The organism is Mesorhizobium sp. M0062 (genome assembly GCF_040323125.1).
Classification (GTDB): domain Bacteria; phylum Pseudomonadota; class Alphaproteobacteria; order Rhizobiales; family Rhizobiaceae; genus Mesorhizobium.
Map to the genome: position 1 here is coordinate 196,223 of NZ_JAMYUO010000005.1, position 20,642 is coordinate 216,864.

The window sequence follows — 20,642 nt, forward strand, 5'->3', positions numbered from 1 at the left end:
AGCGCGTCGGCGACGCGCTTTAGTTTTTTCGTTTTGTGCATGTCGTTGTCCCAAAACCGCTGCGCACTTTTGGGCGACACATGCATTAGCGCGCGCTCAATCCAAAACCCTGCATCAGCCGGCTGATGGCGAAATCCGCGTTTCCGGAGGTAAAGACGGCGATGTCGGGCTCGCTTTGCGGCAATGGCCCGTCGACAGCCGGAAGCAGCGACAGAGCGCGCCGCGCAATCGCCTCGGCCGGGTCGATCCAGTCGACCGGCCAGGGCGCGGTCTTGCGCATGCGATTGGCCAGGAACGGATAGTGCGTGCAGGCGAGCACGACGATGTCCGTGCGCAAATCGTCATGCTGGACAAAACACGGTGCGATTTCGGCACGCACGGCCTCCTCGTCGACAAAGCCCTCGCGCATGTAGGCCTCGGCCAGTCCGGCGAGATTGTTGCTGCCGACCAGCCGGACATGGCATTTCTGCGCCCATTTGCCGATCAGGTCGCGCGTGTACTGGCGCTTCACCGTGCCCGGCGTCGCCAGCACCGAGACCAGCCCGGACCGGGTGCGCTCGGCAGCCGGCTTGATCGCCGGCACCGTGCCGACAAAGGGATGGCCAGGGAATTTTTCCCGCAACGCATCGATCACCAGCGTCGAAGCGGTATTGCAGGCGACGACCGAAATTTCCGGATCAAAACGGTCGAGCAGCTTGGCGAAGAGCTCGACTATATGGGCCTGCAGCGCCGGCTCTTCCCAGGCGCCGTAGGGAAAGGCCTTGTCATCGGCGACGTAGACGAAGCGCCGGTCGGGCATCAGCACGCGCGCTTCGCGCAGCACGGTCAATCCGCCAACGCCGGAATCGAACATCAGTATCGGACGGTGGCTCATTGATATCGGACCATGAAAGAGGCTGGATCAGAAGGCTTGGCGGTCATTGGCCAATGCCGTTCTATCTGCAACCATCATGGCCTTGAAGTGGCGAATGTTAGCAACTTCCACGCAAAGCCGGCGAAGACGACCTTGCCTCGGTTGCTCTAGAGCCCGCGCTTGCCGAAGCCGGCGGGCCGCGGACGGCCCAGAGGCTGGGCGGACGGCACCGAGCGCGTGGCCGGTGTGGCGTTGCGCATAGAAGACTGTGCCGCGCTGCTGGCCATCCGGCTGGATGCCGCAGGCATGGGCGTATCGCCATCGAAATCGAAAACCGATGTCAGTTCGTCGATATTGATGCCCGCCACCGGCTTAGCCACCAGAATCGTGCACCAAAGGCCAAAGATCGACAGCGCAAGCAGGTTCAAACCGCTGGACGTGCTTTCCGGATTGTTGAAATCGATGACCAGCAGCGTGCCTGCCTGCAGAAAGGCGTAGATGGCGCAGAACACGATGTAGGACCACAGGATCCAGGCTTTGCCGTTGGCGTCGCGGCTGCGTCGCCAGGCGATGTTGGCACGCATGACCACAGCCAGGAGGGAAACGATCAGAACCGCGCCTGCCATCCCTTGCCGCGATGGACCGGGCGCCGAGTTGACCAGCCCCTCAAAGCCGATCGTGCCAACGATGCACAGCACGGCAAGAACGGCCTCGAGCAGGGCTACGCCGAGGGAGTAGAAGAAGAAGCGCATACGGCCGATTTTGGACGTGAACATCTGCCACCCCACCGTTTTGACAACAATGGATGATAAGCAAATAAAATTCGGTTACTTCAGCCGTTCGAAGCTTAGCGATTTCTAATCTTCTTTATCTGCCTGGGGTTTTCGCGCAGCGGCCGGCAAACGCCTTGGATCGTCTCCCGGCGAGCCGTCACCGCGCGGCATGGCCGGCGAAAACCGGTCGAGCGACGAGATGATGCCGCGCAGCACTTTCAGTTCCGGCTCGGCGAAACCGGCGCGCGTCAAGACGGCGCGCAGATTGTCGACCATCTTGGGTTTCTTGGGCGCCGGGCGGAAATAACCGCGCGCTTCGAGCGCGCCTTCGAGATAGGCAAACAGGCCGTGCAACTCTTCCTTGCTCGCCGGCTTCATTTCAGGACTGGAGAAATTAGTCGCCGTCTCGTCCTCCAGGCCGGATTTCATCCATTCATAGGACATCAACAGCACGGCCTGGGCGATGTTGAGCGACGAAAAGCCGGGATCGACCGGAAAGGTGACGATCTCGTCGGCCAGCCCGACCTCGTCATTGTAGAGCCCAAAACGCTCGCGGCCGAACAAGATGCCGGTGCGCAGGCCGGCCATCTGACGCGCCCTCAGCGCCCTGCCCGCCTCGACCGGACCACGCACTGGTTTGAAGCCGTCGCGCTCCCGCGCCGTGGTGGCGAAGACGAAGTTGAGGTCGGCGACGGCGGACGCCAGATCGCCGAACACTGTTACGGAATCGATGACATGGTCGGCGCGGCTGGCGGCGGCGCGCGCCTTCTCGCTCGGCCAGCCGTCACGCGGGTTGACCAGTCTCAGTTCGGCAAGGCCGAAATTGGCCATGGCGCGCGCAACCATGCCGATATTCTCGCCGAGCTGCGGCTCGACCAGGATGATCGCCGGCCCGGCGGCGGATGCGTTTTCAGGATGACCGACGGCGGACATGATCTCAATGAACTGCTGTTTGCGGCATTTCAGCGTTCCCTGCCACATCCGCTCGGCAAAATGAAGCTTTTGCAAAACACCGGTCGCGGCACAGACGACCCATTCTGCACGGATCGGCGTTTGCGCGGCCAAATAGGCTTTGATATACGCTCCGCATCCCCGGCCGAAGCCATGCGGGCAAGGCCGTTTAGTTCCCCAAAAGCGAGGCATTCTTTTCATGGCGAAGATCAAGGTGGCGAACCCGGTCGTCGAGCTCGACGGCGACGAGATGACCCGCATCATCTGGCAGTTCATCAAGGACAAGCTGATCCACCCTTATCTCGACCTGAAGCTCGAATATTACGACCTCGGCGTCGAGCACCGCGACGCCACCAACGACCAGGTGACCATCGATTCGGCCAATGCCATCAAGAAATGGGGCGTTGGCGTGAAATGCGCGACGATCACGCCCGACGAGCAGCGCGTCGAGGAATTCAAGCTGAAGAAGATGTGGAAGTCGCCGAACGGCACCATCCGTAACATTCTCGGCGGCACCATTTTCCGCGAACCGATCATCATGAAGAACGTGCCGCGTCTGGTGCCGGGATGGACCAAGCCCATCATCGTCGGCCGTCATGCTTTCGGCGACCAGTATCGCGCCACCGACTTCCGCTTCCCCGGCAAGGGCAAGCTGACCATCAAGTTCGTCGGCGAGGACGGCAAGGTGATCGAGCATGACGTGTACGACGCACCCGGCGCCGGCGTTGCCATGGCGATGTACAATCTCGACGACTCCATCCGGGAATTCGCCCGCGCCTCGCTGAATTACGGCCTGCTGCGCAACTATCCGGTTTATCTCTCGACCAAGAACACCATCCTCAAAGCCTATGATGGCCGCTTCAAGGACATTTTCCAGGAGGTCTACGAGGCTGAATTCGAGGCCGAGTTCAAGGCGAAGAAGCTGTGGTACGAGCACCGGCTGATCGACGACATGGTGGCCTCCGCCCTGAAATGGTCTGGCGGCTACGTCTGGGCCTGCAAGAATTATGACGGCGACGTCCAGTCCGACACGGTGGCGCAAGGTTTTGGCTCGCTTGGCCTGATGACCTCCGTGCTGATGACGCCGGACGGCAAGACGGTGGAAGCGGAGGCCGCGCACGGCACCGTGACGCGCCACTATCGCCAGCACCAGAAGGGCGAGGAAACCTCGACCAATTCGATCGCCTCGATCTTCGCCTGGACGCGCGGCCTCGCCCACCGCGCCAAGCTCGACGATAATGCCGAGTTGAAGCGATTTGCCGACACGCTGGAGAAGGTCTGCATCCAGACGGTTGAGAGCGGCTTCATGACCAAGGACCTGTCGCTCTTGATCGGTCCCGACCAACCATGGCTGTCGACCACCGGCTTCCTCGACAAGATCGACGAGAATTTGCAGAAGGCGATGGCGTAAGCCGGCAGCCATGGCCAAGCCGGTCGTCTACGGGGCGGACTACAGCGTCTATGTGCGCATCGTCCGCCTCGTGCTGGCGGAAAAAGGCATCGACTACGACCTTGTGCCGGTCGATGTCTTTGCCGCCGAGGGCACTCCCGCCTGGTACTTCGAGCATCACCCTTTCGGCCGCATTCCGGCCGTCGAGCATGACGGGTTTCGCCTGTTCGAAACCAGCGCAATCGCCCGCTATGTCGACGAGGCGTTCGACGGCCCGGCACTGCAGCCAAAAGACGCCCGCACCCGCGCAACGATGAACCAGATCATCGGCATGCTCGACGCCTATGCCTACAGATCGATGGTCTGGGACGTCGCCGTCGAGCGGCTTGAGAAGGAAGCGCCAGACGAGGCACTGGTCGCCAACGGGCTGCGCCAGGCGGAAACGGTGCTGCGGGTGCTCACCGCACTCAAGCCTCCCGGGCCGTGGCTGCTCGGCGACCAGCTGACGCTGGTCGACCTGCATGCGGCATCCATCATCGCCTATTTCGTCAAGGTCGCCGACGGGCAAAAGCTGCTTGCGGCGTTCGCCGACATCCAGGCCTGGTGGGACGGCATCGCAAAACGTCCGAGCCTGGCGGCGGGCTGATATGGGTTCGGGCCATGGCTGACCCATCTCGCCAGGACGCGCTCACCATCGCCAGAATTGTCAGGGTCAACCACGCCGGTGAGTTCGGTGCGATCAGGATCTATTCGGCGCAGATTCTTGTCGCCAGGCGCTTCTGGCCGGATTGCGTGCCATCCTTGTCGGAGATGCTCGGGCACGAGCGCACGCATTGCGCCGCCTTCCGTGCCGCCATGCCGGCGCGGAAGGCGCGACCGTGCCGGGTGATGCAATTCTGGAGCTGGGGTGGCTGGCTGCTGGGTTTTGTGACCGCCCTGATTGGTCCGCAAGGCATCTGGGCCTGCACGGCGGCTGTTGAAGCGGCGGCGCACCGCCATCTGGATGATCAGCTGTTTTTTCTCGCCAACCGCGACCACGACTTGCACGGCATCATCCTGGCGATCCGCGAGGAAGAGCTCGCCCATCTTCATCACGCCGAAGAGCAGCTGAAATCGCCCGGCCCGGCGCTGAACTTTTTACGGTCGCTGATTTCGATGGCCGCGGACGTGCTGATCTGGCTGTCCACCTGGGGCGATTCCAGCAGAATGACGCGCGCCCTGAAGGCGGCGAAAAGAACTAGCTAGACGGACCGTCTAAGAGCTGATTGCCGGCTTGCCACTATCAGCCACAGAATGGCAAGCACGGCGGCGAAGGCCGGAAAGCCGCACACAAAACCAGATCAGGCATAGGGTGGCTTTCAGGCCGCCTCCAGCGCCGCCCTCACCGCGGCGATCGCATCATTGGCCTTGGAGGCGTCCGGGCCGCCGGCTTGCGCCATGTCGGGCCGTCCGCCACCGCCCTGCCCGCCCAATGCGGCCGAGGCAACGCGCACAAGATCGACAGCGCTGAAGCGGCCGACGAGATCGTCCGTCACGGCGACCACGACGCTTGCCTTGTTGTCTTCGCCCGCACCGACGAAGACGACGACGCCTGAGCCGAGCGAAGTCTTGCCGGCATCGGCCAGCGGCTTCAAATCCTTCGGCGACACGCCGGAAACCGCTTTGCCGAGGAAGCCGATACCGGCGACGGTTTCGGTGGTGGCCGGAGCATCGGCCGCGGCACCACCGCCCAGCGCCAGTTTCTTGCGCGCTTCGCTCAGCTCCTTCTCGAGCTTCTTGCGCTCCTCGAGCAGCGTCTCGACACGCGCCGGCACGTCGGCCGGCGAGATCTTCAGCACAGCGGCCGTCGCCTTCAGGCGTCTGTCCTGCTCGTCGAGATATTTTCGTGCGGCTTCGCCGGTCAGCGCCTCGATGCGGCGCACGCCGGCGGCGACTGCGCTGTCGGAGACGACACGGACCAGGCCGATATCGCCGGTCGCCCGAACATGGGTGCCGCCACAAAGTTCGACGGAATAGGGTCTATTGGCCTTGGCGCCATGCACGCCGGTGCCCATCGAGACGACACGCACCTCGTCGCCGTATTTTTCGCCGAATAGCGCCATGGCGCCTTCGGCGATGGCGTCGTCGACCGACATCAGCCGCGTCGTCACCGGGCTGTTCTGGACGACGATTTCGTTGGCCATGCGCTCGACCTCTTCGAGATCTTCGGCCGAGATCGGCTTGTTGTGCGAGATGTCGAAGCGCAGGCGCTCGGGCGCGACCAGCGAACCTTTCTGCGCGACATGGGTGCCCAGCACCTCGCGCAGCGCCTCATGGATCAGATGCGTTGCCGAATGGTTGGCACGCAGCCGGGTGCGGCGCGCATGGTCAACTTTCAGCTCGACGGCTGCACCTGGCTTGACCGTGCCGTTCGTCACCTTGCCCAGATGCACGAACAGGCCGTCGGCCTTTTTCTGCGTGTCGGAAACCTCGATCGAGAAACCTTCGCCGGAGATGATGCCGGTGTCGCCCATCTGGCCGCCCGACTCGCCATAGAACGGCGTCTGGTTGACGACCACCGCCACCGCGTCGCCCTTGCCGGCGCTATCGACTGTCTTGCCGTCCTTGACCAGGGCCTGGATGAGGCCTTCCGCCTGTTCGGTCTCGTAGCCGAGGAATTCGGTGGCGCCGGCCTTCTCGCGTACAGAAAACCAGATGGTCTCGGTGGCCGCGTCGCCGGAGCCAGCCCAATGCTTGCGCGCTTCGGCCTTCTGCTGCTCCATCGCATGGGTGAAGCCGGCAAGGTCGACCGAGATGTTGCGCTGGCGCAGTGCGTCCTGCGTCAGATCGAGCGGGAAGCCGTACGTGTCATAGAGCTTGAACGCCGTCTCGCCATCCAGCATATCGCCGGCGTGCAGCGTATCCGTCGCCTCCGAGAGCAGGCCGAGGCCGCGCACCAGCGTCTTGCGGAACCTGGTCTCCTCGAGCTTCAGCGTCTCGGTAATCAGCTGTTCGCCGCGCAGCAGTTCGGGATAGGCCTGGCCCATCTCACGCACTAGCGCCGGCACCACCTTCCACATCAACGGCTCCTTGGCGCCGAGCAACTGCGCATGGCGCATGGCGCGGCGCATGATGCGGCGCAGCACATAGCCGCGGCCTTCGTTCGACGGCAGCACGCCGTCGGCAACCAGGAAAGAGGACGAGCGCAGATGATCGGCAATGACGCGGAAGGAGGCGACCGTCTCCTTGTCGGGTCCCTGCCCGAGCGCTGACGAGGCCGCATCGATCAGATGACGGAACAGGTCGGTCTCGAAGACGCTCTCCACCCCTTGCAGGATGGAGGCCATGCGCTCCAGGCCCATGCCGGTGTCGATCGACGGCCGCGGCAGGTCGATGCGCTCATCCTTGGTGACCTGCTCATATTGCATGAACACCAGGTTCCAGAATTCAAGGAAGCGGTCGCCGTCCTCCTCCGGGCTGCCGGGAGGGCCGCCCCAGATGTGCTCGCCACGGTCGATGAAGATTTCCGAGCACGGCCCGCACGGTCCGGTGTCGCCCATAGCCCAGAAATTGTCGGAGGTCGGGATGCGGATGATGCGGTCATCGGAGAAACCGGCGATCTTCTTCCAGAAGCCGGCCGCCTCGTCATCGGTGTGATAGACGGTGACCAGCAGCTTGTCCTTGTTCAGCCCGAACTCCTTGGTGATCAGGTTCCAGGCCAGTTCGATGGCGCGCTCCTTGAAATAGTCGCCGAAGGAGAAATTGCCGAGCATTTCGAAGAAGGTCAGATGGCGCGCGGTGTAGCCGACATTGTCGAGGTCGTTGTGCTTGCCGCCGGCGCGCACGCTTTTCTGCGCAGTGGTGGCGCGCGAATAGGACCGCTTCTCCAGGCCGGTGAAGACGTTCTTGAACTGCACCATGCCGGCATTGGTGAACATCAGCGTCGGGTCGTTGCGCGGCACCAGCGGGCTCGAGGCCACGACCTCGTGGCCCTCCTTGCGGAAATAGTCGAGGAATGTCGACCGGATCTCGTTCACGCCACTCATGAGTGCTGCCTTTTCGCGAAAACCGCCGGCACGGCCGGCGGACACTGGTCTCTGCTTTTTAGAAGATTGACTTGGCCTTTTAGCGGGCACGCCCCACCCTGTCCAGAAACACGGAATTGGGCCAATCCGGCAACTGCCAAGCCGGCTTCACGCTGCCCAAAAACGAAAACCGCCGGCGCGAAGGCCGGCGGTTTGAAACGCAATACTAAAGAACTCGGTTACTTAAGCATCGGATAATGGACTGGATTTATGGCCGAACTCTGGCCGTGCCCTACATGGCGCCGGATTCTTCCTCGAAGCCGTCGTCGCTTTCGCCGCGCTCGGGGCCGCCATTTTCGAGAAACTTCTCGGCAATCAGCCCGGCATTCTGCCGCAGTGCCAGTTCGATCTCGCGCGCCGTGTCGGGATTGTCGCGCAGGAACAGTTTGGCGTTTTCGCGACCCTGGCCGAGACGCTGCGAATTGTAGGAGAACCAGGCGCCCGACTTCTCGACCACGCCGGCCTTGACGCCGAGATCGACCAGTTCGCCGGTCTTGGACACGCCCTCGCCATACATGATGTCGAACTCGACCACCTTGAAGGGCGGCGCCAGCTTGTTCTTGACGACCTTGACGCGGGTCTGGTTGCCGACGACCTCGTCGCGGTCCTTGACCGAGCCGATGCGGCGGATGTCGAGGCGCACCGAAGCGTAGAATTTCAGCGCGTTGCCGCCGGTCGTGGTTTCGGGCGAACCGAACATGACGCCGATCTTCATGCGGATCTGGTTGATGAAGATGACCATGGTGTTGGAGCGCGAGATCGAGGCGGTCAGCTTGCGCAGCGCCTGGCTCATCAGACGCGCCTGAAGACCGGGCAGAGAATCGCCCATCTCGCCTTCGATTTCGGCGCGCGGCGTCAGCGCCGCCACCGAATCGACCACCAGAACGTCGATGGCGCCGGAACGCACCAGCGTGTCGCAGATTTCCAGCGCCTGCTCGCCGGTGTCGGGCTGCGAGATCAGCAGGTTTTCGAGGTCGACGCCGAGCTTGCGGGCATAGACCGGGTCGAGCGCGTGCTCGGCATCGACGAAGGCACAGATGCCGCCCTTCTTCTGGGCTTCCGCCACCGTGTGCAGCGCCAGCGTCGTCTTGCCCGAGCTTTCCGGCCCGTAGATCTCGACGATGCGGCCGCGCGGCAGGCCGCCGACGCCAAGCGCGATGTCGAGGCCCAGCGATCCGGTCGGCACGGTTTCGATCTCGACGACCTGCTCGTTGGCGCCAAGCCGCATGATCGAGCCCTTGCCGAAGGCGCGCTCGATTTGCGACAGCGCCGCGTCCAGAGCCTTTGATTTGTCCACCGCTTTGTCCTCTACAAGCCGCAAAGAATTCTGAGCCATGATACATCACCCCTTGGTCGTCAATGAAGGCCGGACAATCCGTAATCCCTGCCCATTTTGTACTACTTTTGTTCTCGTTTGGCAAGAGGGGTCAAATATCTGAAAAGCAACCTTTATCCGGATTTGTTCTTTTTTTGTCTCATGGTTTCGTTTCCGGATGTATCCACCATTGGGCCAGACGCGCCGGCTGTTTCGATCGGCCGAATCGCCGGCTTGCCTGCGAAGCTCCGCCGCACAGCGTAGCGCTTGTGCGGCTCGAATAACAAAGGTCATATCGCCGTTATGGTGAAATCAGCAAAGATACTGGCGGTGGGCGGCGCCCATATCGATCGCCGCGGCCAGGTGTCGGGCACGTACGTGCCCGCGGCGTCCAACCCCGGCACGATGCGCGAGGATGTCGGCGGCGGCGTCTTCAACGCGCTGCGCAGCCTGGTGCGGCGCGGCGTCTCGGCCTCGCTTTTGTCGGTGCGCGGCGGCGATGCCTCGGCCGAGACGGTTGCGCGCGCCATCGCCGACTCCGGCATTGCCGACCTGTCGGCGGTTTTCCTCGACCGCACGACGCCGAGCTACACGGCGCTGATCGATCGCGACGGCGAGCTGATCACCGGCTTTGCCGATATGGCGCTCTACGATTTGGCGTTCCCCAAGCAGATCCGCCGCTCCAAGGTGCGCGAGGTGGTCGCCGAGGCCGATGCGGTGCTCTGCGACGCCAATCTGCCATCAACGGCGCTGGAGCGGCTGGTGGGGCTCGCCGCCGGCAAGCCGGTGTTCGCCATCGCCATTTCGCCGGCCAAGGTGGTGCGGCTGATACCGGTGCTGAAGGAACTCGCGCAGGTCTTCATGAACCGGCGCGAGGCCATGGTGCTGGCCGGCGTCGATGCCAATGCCACCGAGCGCGAGACCGTCGACGGACTGCGCTGCAGCGGCCTCACCAGTGGCGTGGTGACGGCGGGCGACGGCCCGGTGCTGGGATTCGACGAAGCCGGCGCCTTCTCTATCCTGCCGCCGGCGCCGAGAAAAGTCGCCGACGTCACCGGCGCCGGCGACGCGCTGGCCGGCGCCACCATCGCTGCCCTGCTGCGCGGCCTGGCATTGCGCCAGGCCCTCCGCGAAGGCGTTGCCGCGGCGACGCTCGCCATCGAAAGTTCGGATGCCGTGCCGGCCTTCACCGCCGCGACCTTCACCGAGGCACTGGCTCTTGTGCCCGACGCGCAGGAAATGGCATGAGGGCGGCCAATTGCCATTGCCGGAGCGCCACGTCCAAGCGGACGCGCGGATCTCCGGATCGGAGACCATCATGACACCGCAAAGCGCCCGCCCCTTCATCGACCTCCACGCGCCCGTGGCCGAGGCGCTCGCCGCTGGCCGCCCCGTCGTGGCCCTGGAAAGCACCATCATCACCCATGGCATGCCTTACCCCGACAATGGCGCCATGGCCGCCAATGTCGAAAAGATAATCCTGGACAATGGCGCGGTGCCAGCGACGATCGCCGTGGTCGCCGGCCGCATCAAGATCGGGCTTTCCGACGGCGAGCGCGAGTCGCTGGCGTTGACCGGCGACGCCATGAAGCTGTCGCGCGCCGATCTCGGCTTTGCGGTGGCGCAAGGCCGCACCGGCGGCACCACGGTCGCCGCCACCATGATCGCCGCTGACATGGTCGGGATAAAGGTGTTCGCCACCGGCGGCATTGGCGGCGTCCACAAGGGCGCGGAAAAGAGCTTCGACATCTCGGCCGATCTCGACGAGTTGGCGCGCACGCCGGTCATCGTCGTCTCGGCCGGCGCCAAGGCGATCCTCGACATCGAAAAGACGCTGGAAGTGCTGGAGACGTGCGGCGTGCCGGTGATTGGCCATGGCTGCGAGACGATGCCGGCCTTCTGGTCGCGGCATTCGCCGTTCCGCGCGCCGCTGACCCTGCACAGACCGGAAGAGATCGCGCATTTCTACAAGACCAGGGCGGCACTTGGCCTGGTCGGCGGCATGCTGATCGCCAACCCGGTGCCGCAGGACGATGAAATCCCGGCCGACGAGATGGCCGGCTATATCGAGGCCGCGCAGACGGCGGCGGAAGTGCAGAATGTGACCGGTAAGGCGGTGACGCCCTTCCTGTTGGGCAAAATCCTCGAACTGACCGGCGGCCGGAGCTTGAAGACCAACATCGCGCTGGTCGAGAACAATGCGCGGCTGGCGGCGAGGATTGCGACGGCGCTGTAGGGTCAAAACCAATCGCCTCGGCTTTGAATCTGTCCTACCGGTCGAATGCAGGGCTGAATTTCAGCTGCCCGGTCGCGGGCTCGCTCTGGAAGGGGAGTGATTGCACATATTGCGCGGGCAGTTCTTGATAGCTCAAATTGCCGTCGCTTCTGAAGCCGAAGCGCCCGTAATAGGCTGGATCACCGATCAAGACGCAGCCTTTTGCTCCGTTCGTCTTGAGGATCGCAAGCCCCTCGTTGATCAATGCACTTCCGATGCCTTGCCGCTGCTTATCCGGCCACACAGATACCGGACCAAGCCCGTACCATCCGTCGCTTTCAACTCCAACCGTAACTGGCGAGAAGGCTACGTGCCCCACGATGTCTCCACCTCTGACGGCAACAAGCGAAACCGTCAGATCACCATCATTCCGCAACTTGGTAATGATCGGAGCCTCCGAACCATCGCTGAACGGCGTGGGTTCGAAAGCCGCGATGGTCAGGTCGTGAATGGTCTGCTTATCGTCAGGTCGCTCTGGTCTGATGAACATAGCCATGAGAAATGCCCCAGGGTTACTACTTCCCCGCCCGGCGTCCCGCCTCATACGCCCGGCGCGCCCACACCCTCATCTCGTCAGGGTCATCAAACGCGTCGTCGGGAATGCTCCAGTACGGCATCGCAACCAGCTTGCCGTGGCGGGTGCCGGTATAGGTCCATTGCTTGCAGCCGGCGGCTTCGAAATCGGGCGCGCTTTGCTCGTCAGCCTTGAGCAGCAATTCGCCGCGCAGCACGATGGCGACGATGACGCCGTCGAAATAGATACCCTTGCCGCCGAACAGTTTTCGGATACTGACCGGGCCGAGGCCTTCGAACAGCTCTTCGATGCGTTCATTGTCCATGCCGCAATCATGTCACCGGGCTTGCCATGGCTGCAACCAAAAACCATGCTGGCAAGTTGAGAGCCATCCGTCGGAGTTTTGTCATGCCGCTGCTGCTCAAGGGATCCTGCCGCTGCGATGCCGTCCATTTCGAGGTGGAGAGCAACACGCCGGTGCCGTTCATGCTGTGCTACTGCTCGATCTGCCGCAAGCAGCAGGGCGGCGGCGGCTTCGCCATCAATCTCGGCGCCGATTACAAGACGCTGAAAATCAAGGGCAAGCGCAATCTCGGCGTCTACCAGGCAGAGATCGCGGACGACGAGCATCCAAAGTGTGAGATTTCGACGGGCGAGCGCAATTTCTGCAAGAAGTGCGGTTCGGCGCTCTGGCTCTACGATCCGACATGGCCGGACCTGGTCCACCCCTTCGCCTCGGCAATCGACAGCGAGCTGCCGAAGCCGCCGGAGAAGGTGCATCTGATGTTGAAATACAAGGCGAGTTGGGTCGAGCCGGTGATCGGCAAAAAGGACAAGGCGTTCGACGTCTATCCCGAGGAATCGATCGCCGACTGGCACAAGCGGACGAAGATGTGGGTGAAGTGAGGGCTCGGAGCGCGACTTGCGATGGTTAGCACTGCCCCTCACCCGGCCCTTCGGGCCGTTCGTCATTCGAAAAGCCAAGCAATTGGCTTTTCGCCCGCTGCGCGGACCATTCCTCACCTCCCCGTGAACGGGGATAAGGAAGATCAGGCCGAAGCGCGCGCCTCAGCCAGCGCCTTCAGGTCGGCGGGCTTCAGTTCGACGGATTCGCCGCAGCCGCAGGCCGAACTCTGGTTCGGGTTGTGGAAGGTGAAGCCGGTGCGCAGCGTGGTCTGCTCGAAATCCATCTCGGTGCCGAACAGGAAAAGGGCAGCCTCGGGCGCGACATAGACATGCGCGCCGTCGCGTTCGATATGGTCGTCCTTGGTGTTGGGCTCGGTCACCAGGTCGACCGTGTATTCCATGCCGGCGCAGCCGCCCTTCTTGATGCCGAGGCGAATGCCATGCGCATTGTCGCGCGTGGCGACGATCTCGCGCACCCGGTCGGCTGCCTTTTCGGTCATCGTGATGACGGCGAAGCGTCCCATTCTCTTTCCTCTTCCATCCCATGCAGGTTCAAGGCCTGCCGAATGATTCCTCACCTAAAATGGTGAAGTTTTACCACTGGTGCAAGTGCACCAACCTCAGTCAACCTAGTACCAGCCCACCGCCACCTGCGCCTCTTCCGACATGCGGTCGGGCGACCAGGGCGGGTCGAAGGTCATGTTGACCTCGACGCCAGAGACGCCTTCGACGGCGCCGACGGCGTTTTCCACCCAGCCGGGCATTTCGCCGGCCACCGGACAGCCGGGCGCGGTCAGCGTCATGTCGATCTTGACCGCGCGGTTGTCCTCGATGTCGATCTTGTAGATGAGGCCGAGCTCATAGATGTCGGCCGGTATTTCCGGGTCATAGACCGTCTTCAGCGCCGAGACGATGTCGTCGGTCAGCCGCGCCAGCTCGTCGGCGGGAATGGCCGAGGCGGAAACCAGCGGATTGATGGCTGCTTCCGGCGCGGTGGTGTGGCTCGCATCATCCATGGTCGTCATCCAAAGAACCTGTCACCCGAAGAACTTGCGCGCTTTTTCCAGCGCATCGGCCAAAGCGTCGACTTCGGCCCTGTTATTATACATGCCGAACGATGCCCTGCATGTGGAGGTTACGCCAAAGCGTTTCAACAGCGGCTGGGCGCAATGGGTGCCCGCGCGGACGGCAACACCCTGCCTGTCTATCACCATCGACACGTCATGGGCATGAATGCCCTGCAATTCGAAAGAAATGATGGCGCCCTTGTCCGGCGCGTCGCCGAAGATGCGCAGCGAGTTGATGGCGCGCAGCCGTTCATGCGCATAGGTCTTGAGATCGGCCTCATGGGCGGCAATGCGCTCGCGGCCAACCTTTTCCATGTATTCCAATGCTGCACCCAGGCCAATCGCCTGCACGATCGGCGGCGTGCCGGCCTCGAAGCGGTGCGGCGGCTCGTTGTAGGTGACGATGTCTTCAGTCACCTCCTCGATCATTTCGCCGCCGCCCATGAAGGGGCGCATGCCCTGCAGAATGTCCTTCTTGCCGTAGAGCACGCCGATGCCGGAGGGCCCGTAGACCTTGTGGCCGGTGAAGACGAAGAAATCGCAATCGAGGTCCTGGACGTCGATCGGCATGTGCACGGCGCTCTGGCTGCCGTCGACAAGTACGGGAATTCCACGCGAATGCGCGATGCGCACGATCTCCTTGATCGGGGTTACCGTGCCCAGCGCGTTCGACATATGCGTGATGGCGACGAGCTTGGTCTTGTCGGTCAGGCGCTTTTCGAAGTCCTCGATGTGGAAGATGCCGAGATCGTCGACCGGCACCCAGACCAGCTTGGCGCCCTGCCGCTCCCGGATGAAATGCCACGGCACGATGTTGGAGTGGTGCTCCATGATCGACAGCACGATCTCGTCGCCCGCGCCGATATTGGGCATGCCATAGCCGTAAGCGACGGTGTTGATGGCGGCTGTCGTGTTGGAGGTGAAGACGATGTTGTCGGTGCTTGGCGCATTGAGGAAACGGCGCACCGTCTCGCGCGCCTTCTCATAGGCGTCGGTTGAGGCATTCGACAGGAAATGCAGGCCGCGATGCACGTTGGCGTATTCCTGGGAATAGGCGTGCTGGATCGTATCCAGCACCACCTGCGGCTTCTGCGCCGAGGCGCCATTGTCGAGATAGACCAGCGGTTTGCCGTAGACTTCGCGCGACAGGATCGGGAAGTCGCGGCGGATCGCCTCGACGTCGTATGGGGTTGTTTCGATCTTCTGGTCCATTACAAGCTCTCTTGAGGCACCGCCTCACTTCGTCACGCACCCCTCATCCGACCGAGCTTCGCTCGGCCACCGCCCGGGGCGAGTCACTTGCCTCGCCCGTCCTTCGGACCCCACAAGGGGAGAAGGGAAAGAGGTGCTTACCCATGGGCCACGAACCAGTCGTCCAGCCTTGTTTCCAGGGCCTCGACGATGGTTTCGTCGTCCAGTTCCTCGATCACTTCGGCGACGAACGCCTTGACCAGCAGGCCACGGGCGCTCTTCTCGTCGATGCCGCGCGCCATCAGGTAGAACAGATGGTTGTGGTCGATCTCGGTAACGGTCGCGCCGTGGCCGCAGATGACGTCGTCGGCGAAGATTTCCAGCTCCGGCTTGGTCGAGAACTCGCCATCATCCGACAAAAGCAGCGTGTTGCAGGCCATCTTAGCGTTGGTCTTCTGCGCGTATTGGTGGACGTTGATGCGGCCCTGGAAGACGCCGCGCGCCTTGCCGGTCACCACATTGCGGATCACTTCCGTCGATGTCGTATGCGGCACGGCATGGTCGAGCACCATGGTCACGTCGGTGTGGGTGTCGCCGGCCAGAAGGTTGATGCCGCGCAATTTGAAATCGGCGCCTTCGCCCGTGGTCTTCACCACGATCTCCTGGCGCACAAGCTTGCCGCCGGCATTCATTAAGAACAGCGTCAGCTTCGAATTCTTGCCGAGATGCGCCTTGAACTGCGCCAGATGGGTGGCCGTTTCCGGCTGTTCCTGGATGATCAGCCAGGTCACCTCGGCGCCCTCGCCCAACACCAGCTGGCTGACGGAGCTGGCCAGAGCCGCGCCCTCGCCCGCCTGACGCTCGACGATCGCAGCCTTGGCGCCGGCGCCGACACGCACGGGAAAGCGCACATGGGTCTGTCCGCCGGCTTGCAGGTTCTGCAATTCGATCGGCTTTTCCAGTGCTGCGCCATCGGCGATGTCGACGAAATAGCCGTCGGCGACGAAAGCAGTGTTCAGCGCGCCGATGGCGTCATCGCTGCCATAGGGCTCGAGGCCGGGTGCAATCGAGCCGTCGGTCAGCTTTTCCGACAGGCGCTGGATCGTCACGCCCTCGATCGCGGGGAATTTCGCACTCGAGACGCCGTTCAGAACCGCCAGCACGGCGGAACCTTCGACGATGGGCGTTAGCGTTTTGGCGGCGGCCGTCGGATCGAATGCCGGCACCGCGGTCAACAGCCGGCGCAGGTCAGTGTAATGCCAGGATTCGATGCGCCGCGTCGGCAGCCCGTGCTTGATCGCCTCGATGGCGTCGTCGCGCTTCAGCATCACCGCGCCGTCACCCGGCAGCAACGACAGACGCTCGCCGAAAGCGTCGATCAACGCCGTTTCGGCCTGCGTGCGCTGGGGTTGTGTATGCATATTCATCAGTTTTGCCCCGCCTTTCAGCATAAAATGGCCTTCTGGCGTCTCACGCGGCTTCGCCGATCACGCCGGCATAGCCATTGGCTTCGAGATCGAGCGCCAGCGACTTGTCGCCGGACTTGATCACCTGGCCCTTGTATAGGACGTGCACGCTATCGGGCACGATGTGCTCGAGCAGGCGCTGGTAGTGGGTGATGACGATGATGGCACGGTCGGGCGAACGCAGCGCGTTGACGCCGTCCGAGACGATCTTCAGCGCATCGATGTCTAGGCCTGAATCGGTCTCGTCGAGCACGCAGAGCTTTGGCTCCAGCAGCTTCATCTGCAGGATCTCGGCCCGCTTCTTCTCGCCGCCGGAAAAGCCGACATTGAGCGGCCGCTTCAGCATCGCCATGTCCATCGAGAGCGAGGCTGCCGCCTCTTTCACCCGCTTCAAAAATTCCGGAATTTTTAGCGGCTCCTCGCCGCGCGCCTTGCGCTGCTCGTTCATCGCCACCTTCAGGAATTCCATGGTCGCGACGCCAGGTATCTCCATCGGATACTGGAAGGCGAGGAAGATGCCCGCGGTGGCGCGCTCGGCCGGATCCATTTCGAGGATCGACTGGCCGTTATAGAGGATGTCGCCTTCGGTGACCTCATAGTCCTCACGGCCGGCGAGGATGTAGGACAGCGTCGATTTGCCCGAGCCGTTCGGACCCATGATGGCAGCGACCTCGCCGTTTTTCACCGTCAGGTTCAGGCCGCGGATGATCTCGGTGCCGTCATCGACGATGCGGGCATGCAGGTTCTTGATCTCAAGCATTTTTTCTTTCCTGGATATATTGTCCGGTCAGCCGACCGAGCCCTCGAGGCTGATGCCGATAAGCTTCTGCGCTTCGACCGCGAACTCCATCGGCAGCTGCTGGATGACATCCTTGACGAAGCCGTTGACGATCAGCGCGATCGCCTCCTCTTCCGGGATGCCGCGCTGCATGACGTAGAACTTCTGGTCCTCGGAAATCTTTGACGTCGTCGCCTCATGCTCGAACTGCGCCGTCGAGTTCTTGGCTTCCATGTAGGGCACGGTGTGCGCGCCGCACTGGTCGCCGATCAGGAGACTATCGCAATTGGTGAAGTTGCGGGCGTTGGTCGCCTTGCGGTGCGCCGAGACCTGGCCGCGATAGGTGTTCTGCGAGAAGCCGGCGGCAATGCCCTTGGAGATGATGCGGCTCGACGTGTTCTTGCCGAGATGGATCATCTTGGTGCCGCTATCGACCTGCTGGTAGCCGTTCGACACAGCGATCGAATAGAACTCGCCGGAGGAATCGTCGCCGCGCAGGATGCAGCTGGGATATTTCCAGGTGATCGCCGAACCGGTCTCGACCTGCGTCCACGAGATCTTCGAACGGTGGCCGCGGCAGTCGCCGCGCTTGGTGACGAAATTGTAGATGCCGCCCTTGCCCTCGGCATCGCCGGGGTACCAGTTCTGCACCGTCGAATATTTGACCTCGGCATCGTCGAGCGCCACCAGTTCGACGACGGCGGCATGCAGCTGGTTCTCGTCGCGCTGCGGCGCCGTGCAGCCTTCGAGATAGGAGACGTAAGCCCCCTCCTCGGCGATGATCAGCGTGCGCTCGAACTGGCCGGTGTTCTTCTCGTTCATGCGGAAATAGGTCGACAGCTCCATCGGGCAGCGCACGCCCTTGGGCAGGAAGACGAACGAGCCGTCGGTGAAGACAGCCGAATTCAGCGTGGCGTAGAAATTGTCGGATGTCGGCACGACCGAGCCGAGATATTTCTGCACCAGCTCCGGATGCTCGCGGATGGCCTCCGAGATCGAGCAGAAGATGACGCCGGCCTGCGCCAGTTCCTTCTTGAACGTGGTGACGACGGAAACGGAATCGAACACCGCGTCGACCGCGACACGGCCCGATTTGTAGACATTGTCGCTGGGCTCCTCGAGATCGGAGACGTCGGTCTTCTGCACGCCAGCGAGGATTTCTTGTTCCCGCAGCGGAATGCCGAGCTTCTCGTAGACCTTCAACAGCTCGGGATCGACGTCGCTCAGCGAGGTCGGGCCGGGCGTGCTCTTGGGCGCCGCGTAGTAATAGAGGTCCTGAAAATCGATCTTCGGATAATGGACGCGCGCCCAGGTCGGCTCTTCCAGGGTCAACCAGCGCCGATAGGCTTCCAGACGCCATTCCAGCATCCAGGACGGTTCATCCTTCTTGGCCGAGATGAAGCGAATAATGTCTTCGCTCAGGCCCTTGGGGGCCTTGTCCATCGCGATCTCTGTCTGGAATCCGTATTTGTACTGGTCGACGTCGATCTTTCGGACCCGATCGATCGTGTCCTGCACAGCAGGCATAAGCGTTCTCCATCCACGCCGGGGTCAAGGCCCGACAGTTTTCAAACTATGGCATCGCCGAGGGCTGCCCATGAGGCGCCGAAGGCGGCGTAAGTTTCATATAGTGCGTCTCGGCCGGGAATTCACCCGGCCACTTGCAAACGCACGGCTCTACCAGGCCGCGAGGCCTGAATTCTTTGTCGCCTTCAGGCGGCTTGTTCCCTGCCCGCCCGGCGCTGGGCGATTTCGGCCAGCGCCGTACGAAACAGTTCGATGTCCCCGGCGCTCGTTGCGCGACCGATGGACACGCGCAAAGCGCCCAGGCTGTCGCCATGACCCATGGCTTTCAGCACATGGCTCGGCCCGACCTTGCCCGACGAACAGGCCGATCCCGCCGACAGCGCCACGCCGGCCAGATCGAACGCGATCTGCGCCGTCTCGGCCTTCACGCCGGGAATAGCGAAGAATGTCGTGTTGGCAAGCCTTGGCGCGCCGGATCCGAAGATTTCTGGGTCCGGCACCAGTGTTTTGATGATGGTTTCGACTTCGTCGCGGCGGTGCGCAAGCGTATCGACATGGTTCAGTCCGGCCAAAGCCTGCCGCGCCGCAGCGCCAAAGCCGGCGATGGCCGCCAGGTTTTCGGTGCCGCCGCGATGGCCCTTTTCCTGGCCCCCGCCATTGATCAGCGGCTTCGGCATCATCAGATCGGCTGCCGCAACGACGGCGCCGACACCCTTGGGGCCGCCGATCTTGTGCGAAGACAGAATCAAATAGTCGGCGTAAGCCGCTGACATATCGATGGGAACGCGGCCCGCAGCCTGCACCGCGTCGACCACCAGAATGCCGCCCACGACCTTGACGATTGCGGCGATGCGATCAATCGGCTGGATGACGCCGGTCTCGTTGTTGGCCGCATGGATCGCGACCAACGGCAGGCCTTCGGCCTTGTCATGCGCGGCCAGAGCGGCTGTCAGCTGAGCGAGGTCAGCGATGCCATCGGCGTCGACGCCGATCTGCGAAACCTGTGTTGCCGGGAAGCGGCCGCCGTTCAACAGGCAAGGGTGGTCGGCCTCGCAGACATAGAGCCGGCTCATGCGCACCGTGCCACGGCCCATCCGCCAATCCGGCGTCAGCAGCGTCGATGCGGCTTCCGTCGCGCCGGAGGTGAAGACGACATGCTCGGCCTTGGCGCCGACAAGTGCCGCCACATCGCGCCGGGCAGTGTCGATCAGGCGCCGCGCCGCGCGCCCCTCGGCATGCACCGACGACGGATTGGCGACGAGATCGAGCGCGGTAATCATCGCCTCGCGCGCCTCGGCAATGAGCGGCGCGCTGGCATTGTAGTCGAGATAGGCGCGTGCTGCGGCCATTTTCACCCAATCGATCCCGTCAAGACCCTTTCCGCAAGGATAGCGCGTTATTTCCTTGAAATTGCAAGGCAAGACGTCCTATTTACGCGGCTTGCGGCGAGGATGGCCGGGCCGTCACGGCTGGCTATCCAGTTTTGAACAATTCTAAACTAGCTTCTAAGAAGACGCTTGCCCTGCGTCAAGGCCCGGAAGGGCTGGGGCTAGAGTAAAGAGTTGTTCCGGG

General features: G+C 62.6%; 20 protein-coding genes. 6 read left to right on the forward strand and 14 right to left on the reverse strand.

Annotation, left to right across the window (positions count from 1 at the left end; genetic code table 11):
- Window positions 1–85: 85 nt before the first annotated feature.
- From murI to NKJ64_RS08885, 3 genes are all read right to left on the reverse strand, one after another.
- Complete coding sequence (gene murI, locus NKJ64_RS08875; protein ID WP_023694125.1) at window positions 86–874, reverse strand: glutamate racemase; 789 nt, start codon at window positions 872–874, stop codon at window positions 86–88.
- Between the two features lie 146 nt (window positions 875–1,020).
- Window positions 1,021–1,629, reverse strand: coding sequence for a DUF805 domain-containing protein (locus tag NKJ64_RS08880; RefSeq protein WP_023731156.1), 609 nt, complete (start codon window positions 1,627–1,629; stop codon window positions 1,021–1,023).
- Window positions 1,630–1,710: 81 nt separating this feature from the next.
- Complete coding sequence (locus NKJ64_RS08885) at window positions 1,711–2,559, reverse strand: RNA methyltransferase (protein WP_352462383.1); 849 nt, start codon at window positions 2,557–2,559, stop codon at window positions 1,711–1,713.
- Between the two features lie 217 nt (window positions 2,560–2,776).
- On the opposite strand from NKJ64_RS08885, the gene NKJ64_RS08890 reads away from it, so the two are divergent.
- From NKJ64_RS08890 to NKJ64_RS08900, 3 genes are read left to right on the forward strand one after another with little or no spacing between them, the layout of a single operon-like run.
- Window positions 2,777–3,988 (forward strand): NADP-dependent isocitrate dehydrogenase, encoded by a 1,212-nt coding sequence (locus NKJ64_RS08890; RefSeq protein ID WP_023669114.1) that lies wholly within the window; start codon window positions 2,777–2,779, stop codon window positions 3,986–3,988.
- A 10-nt stretch (window positions 3,989–3,998) separates the two neighbouring features.
- Window positions 3,999–4,613 carry a glutathione S-transferase family protein gene (locus tag NKJ64_RS08895; RefSeq protein ID WP_023690203.1) on the forward strand — a complete coding sequence of 205 codons (615 nt, stop codon included), beginning with the start codon at window positions 3,999–4,001 and terminating at the stop codon, window positions 4,611–4,613.
- 14 nt (window positions 4,614–4,627) lie between these two features.
- Complete coding sequence (locus tag NKJ64_RS08900; RefSeq protein WP_352462385.1) at window positions 4,628–5,212, forward strand: demethoxyubiquinone hydroxylase family protein; 585 nt, start codon at window positions 4,628–4,630, stop codon at window positions 5,210–5,212.
- Window positions 5,213–5,325: 113 nt separating this feature from the next.
- On the opposite strand, the gene alaS is transcribed toward NKJ64_RS08900, so the two are convergent.
- Both alaS and recA read right to left on the reverse strand, forming a co-directional pair.
- A complete protein-coding gene (gene alaS, locus NKJ64_RS08905; RefSeq protein WP_352462414.1) occupies window positions 5,326–7,992 on the reverse strand; it encodes an alanine--tRNA ligase in 2,667 nt (888 codons plus the stop codon).
- A 271-nt stretch (window positions 7,993–8,263) separates the two neighbouring features.
- Window positions 8,264–9,367, reverse strand: a complete 1,104-nt coding sequence (gene recA, locus NKJ64_RS08910) for a recombinase RecA (RefSeq protein WP_023669117.1) — start codon at window positions 9,365–9,367, stop codon at window positions 8,264–8,266.
- Window positions 9,368–9,649: 282 nt separating this feature from the next.
- Between recA and NKJ64_RS08915 the strand changes: the two genes are divergently transcribed.
- Both NKJ64_RS08915 and NKJ64_RS08920 read left to right on the forward strand, forming a co-directional pair.
- The gene (locus NKJ64_RS08915; RefSeq protein ID WP_023826169.1) at window positions 9,650–10,594 is read left to right on the forward strand and encodes a carbohydrate kinase family protein; all 945 of its coding nucleotides are present in this window, start codon (window positions 9,650–9,652) and stop codon (window positions 10,592–10,594) included.
- 70 nt (window positions 10,595–10,664) lie between these two features.
- Complete coding sequence (locus NKJ64_RS08920) at window positions 10,665–11,582, forward strand: pseudouridine-5'-phosphate glycosidase (RefSeq protein ID WP_352462387.1); 918 nt, start codon at window positions 10,665–10,667, stop codon at window positions 11,580–11,582.
- Window positions 11,583–11,616: 34 nt separating this feature from the next.
- Here the strand turns inward: NKJ64_RS08920 and NKJ64_RS08925 are convergent, their stop codons facing one another.
- Both NKJ64_RS08925 and NKJ64_RS08930 read right to left on the reverse strand, forming a co-directional pair.
- Window positions 11,617–12,111, reverse strand: a complete 495-nt coding sequence (locus NKJ64_RS08925; protein ID WP_023826171.1) for a GNAT family N-acetyltransferase — start codon at window positions 12,109–12,111, stop codon at window positions 11,617–11,619.
- A 25-nt stretch (window positions 12,112–12,136) separates the two neighbouring features.
- The gene (locus tag NKJ64_RS08930) at window positions 12,137–12,460 is read right to left on the reverse strand and encodes a TfoX/Sxy family protein (RefSeq protein WP_023669120.1); all 324 of its coding nucleotides are present in this window, start codon (window positions 12,458–12,460) and stop codon (window positions 12,137–12,139) included.
- A gap of 83 nt (window positions 12,461–12,543) precedes the next feature.
- Here NKJ64_RS08930 and NKJ64_RS08935 point away from each other — a divergent pair, with 83 nt between their 5' ends.
- Window positions 12,544–13,041: a GFA family protein gene (locus NKJ64_RS08935; RefSeq protein WP_023706439.1), complete on the forward strand. Its 498-nt coding sequence runs from the start codon at window positions 12,544–12,546 to the stop codon at window positions 13,039–13,041.
- A gap of 143 nt (window positions 13,042–13,184) precedes the next feature.
- On the opposite strand, the gene sufA is transcribed toward NKJ64_RS08935, so the two are convergent.
- From sufA to NKJ64_RS08970, 7 genes are all read right to left on the reverse strand, one after another.
- Complete coding sequence (gene sufA / locus NKJ64_RS08940; RefSeq protein WP_013532156.1) at window positions 13,185–13,565, reverse strand: Fe-S cluster assembly scaffold SufA; 381 nt, start codon at window positions 13,563–13,565, stop codon at window positions 13,185–13,187.
- 105 nt (window positions 13,566–13,670) lie between these two features.
- The gene (locus NKJ64_RS08945; RefSeq protein WP_023709315.1) at window positions 13,671–14,057 is read right to left on the reverse strand and encodes an SUF system Fe-S cluster assembly protein; all 387 of its coding nucleotides are present in this window, start codon (window positions 14,055–14,057) and stop codon (window positions 13,671–13,673) included.
- A 21-nt stretch (window positions 14,058–14,078) separates the two neighbouring features.
- A complete protein-coding gene (locus tag NKJ64_RS08950; protein ID WP_023826172.1) occupies window positions 14,079–15,320 on the reverse strand; it encodes a cysteine desulfurase in 1,242 nt (413 codons plus the stop codon).
- Window positions 15,321–15,457: 137 nt separating this feature from the next.
- A complete protein-coding gene (gene sufD, locus NKJ64_RS08955; protein WP_352462389.1) occupies window positions 15,458–16,726 on the reverse strand; it encodes a Fe-S cluster assembly protein SufD in 1,269 nt (422 codons plus the stop codon).
- A 43-nt stretch (window positions 16,727–16,769) separates the two neighbouring features.
- The gene (gene sufC / locus NKJ64_RS08960) at window positions 16,770–17,525 is read right to left on the reverse strand and encodes a Fe-S cluster assembly ATPase SufC (RefSeq protein WP_023684862.1); all 756 of its coding nucleotides are present in this window, start codon (window positions 17,523–17,525) and stop codon (window positions 16,770–16,772) included.
- A gap of 27 nt (window positions 17,526–17,552) precedes the next feature.
- Window positions 17,553–19,070, reverse strand: coding sequence for a Fe-S cluster assembly protein SufB (sufB, locus tag NKJ64_RS08965; protein ID WP_352462390.1), 1,518 nt, complete (start codon window positions 19,068–19,070; stop codon window positions 17,553–17,555).
- Between the two features lie 185 nt (window positions 19,071–19,255).
- Entirely contained in the window at window positions 19,256–20,419 is a 1,164-nt protein-coding gene (locus NKJ64_RS08970; protein WP_023826174.1) for a cysteine desulfurase family protein, read from the reverse strand.
- Window positions 20,420–20,642: the final 223 nt, after the last annotated feature.

Excerpts from the sequence above, each read along its gene's own strand:
- murI (WP_023694125.1), bottom strand. The coding sequence starts at position 874 with ATGAGCCACCGTCCGATACTGATGTTCGATTCCGGCGTTGGCGGATTG.
- NKJ64_RS08880 (WP_023731156.1), bottom strand. The coding sequence starts at position 1,629 with ATGTTCACGTCCAAAATCGGCCGTATGCGCTTCTTCTTCTACTCCCTC.
- NKJ64_RS08885 (WP_352462383.1), bottom strand. The coding sequence starts at position 2,559 with ATGTCCGCCGTCGGTCATCCTGAAAACGCATCCGCCGCCGGGCCGGCG.
- NKJ64_RS08890 (WP_023669114.1), top strand. The coding sequence starts at position 2,777 with ATGGCGAAGATCAAGGTGGCGAACCCGGTCGTCGAGCTCGACGGCGAC.
- NKJ64_RS08895 (WP_023690203.1), top strand. The coding sequence starts at position 3,999 with ATGGCCAAGCCGGTCGTCTACGGGGCGGACTACAGCGTCTATGTGCGC.
- NKJ64_RS08900 (WP_352462385.1), top strand. The coding sequence starts at position 4,628 with ATGGCTGACCCATCTCGCCAGGACGCGCTCACCATCGCCAGAATTGTC.
- alaS (WP_352462414.1), bottom strand. The coding sequence starts at position 7,992 with ATGAGTGGCGTGAACGAGATCCGGTCGACATTCCTCGACTATTTCCGC.
- recA (WP_023669117.1), bottom strand. The coding sequence starts at position 9,367 with ATGGCTCAGAATTCTTTGCGGCTTGTAGAGGACAAAGCGGTGGACAAA.
- NKJ64_RS08915 (WP_023826169.1), top strand. The coding sequence starts at position 9,650 with ATGGTGAAATCAGCAAAGATACTGGCGGTGGGCGGCGCCCATATCGAT.
- NKJ64_RS08920 (WP_352462387.1), top strand. The coding sequence starts at position 10,665 with ATGACACCGCAAAGCGCCCGCCCCTTCATCGACCTCCACGCGCCCGTG.
- NKJ64_RS08925 (WP_023826171.1), bottom strand. The coding sequence starts at position 12,111 with ATGTTCATCAGACCAGAGCGACCTGACGATAAGCAGACCATTCACGAC.
- NKJ64_RS08930 (WP_023669120.1), bottom strand. The coding sequence starts at position 12,460 with ATGGACAATGAACGCATCGAAGAGCTGTTCGAAGGCCTCGGCCCGGTC.
- NKJ64_RS08935 (WP_023706439.1), top strand. The coding sequence starts at position 12,544 with ATGCCGCTGCTGCTCAAGGGATCCTGCCGCTGCGATGCCGTCCATTTC.
- sufA (WP_013532156.1), bottom strand. The coding sequence starts at position 13,565 with ATGGGACGCTTCGCCGTCATCACGATGACCGAAAAGGCAGCCGACCGG.
- NKJ64_RS08945 (WP_023709315.1), bottom strand. The coding sequence starts at position 14,057 with ATGGATGATGCGAGCCACACCACCGCGCCGGAAGCAGCCATCAATCCG.
- NKJ64_RS08950 (WP_023826172.1), bottom strand. The coding sequence starts at position 15,320 with ATGGACCAGAAGATCGAAACAACCCCATACGACGTCGAGGCGATCCGC.
- sufD (WP_352462389.1), bottom strand. The coding sequence starts at position 16,726 with ATGAATATGCATACACAACCCCAGCGCACGCAGGCCGAAACGGCGTTG.
- sufC (WP_023684862.1), bottom strand. The coding sequence starts at position 17,525 with ATGCTTGAGATCAAGAACCTGCATGCCCGCATCGTCGATGACGGCACC.
- sufB (WP_352462390.1), bottom strand. The coding sequence starts at position 19,070 with ATGCCTGCTGTGCAGGACACGATCGATCGGGTCCGAAAGATCGACGTC.
- NKJ64_RS08970 (WP_023826174.1), bottom strand. The coding sequence starts at position 20,419 with ATGGCCGCAGCACGCGCCTATCTCGACTACAATGCCAGCGCGCCGCTC.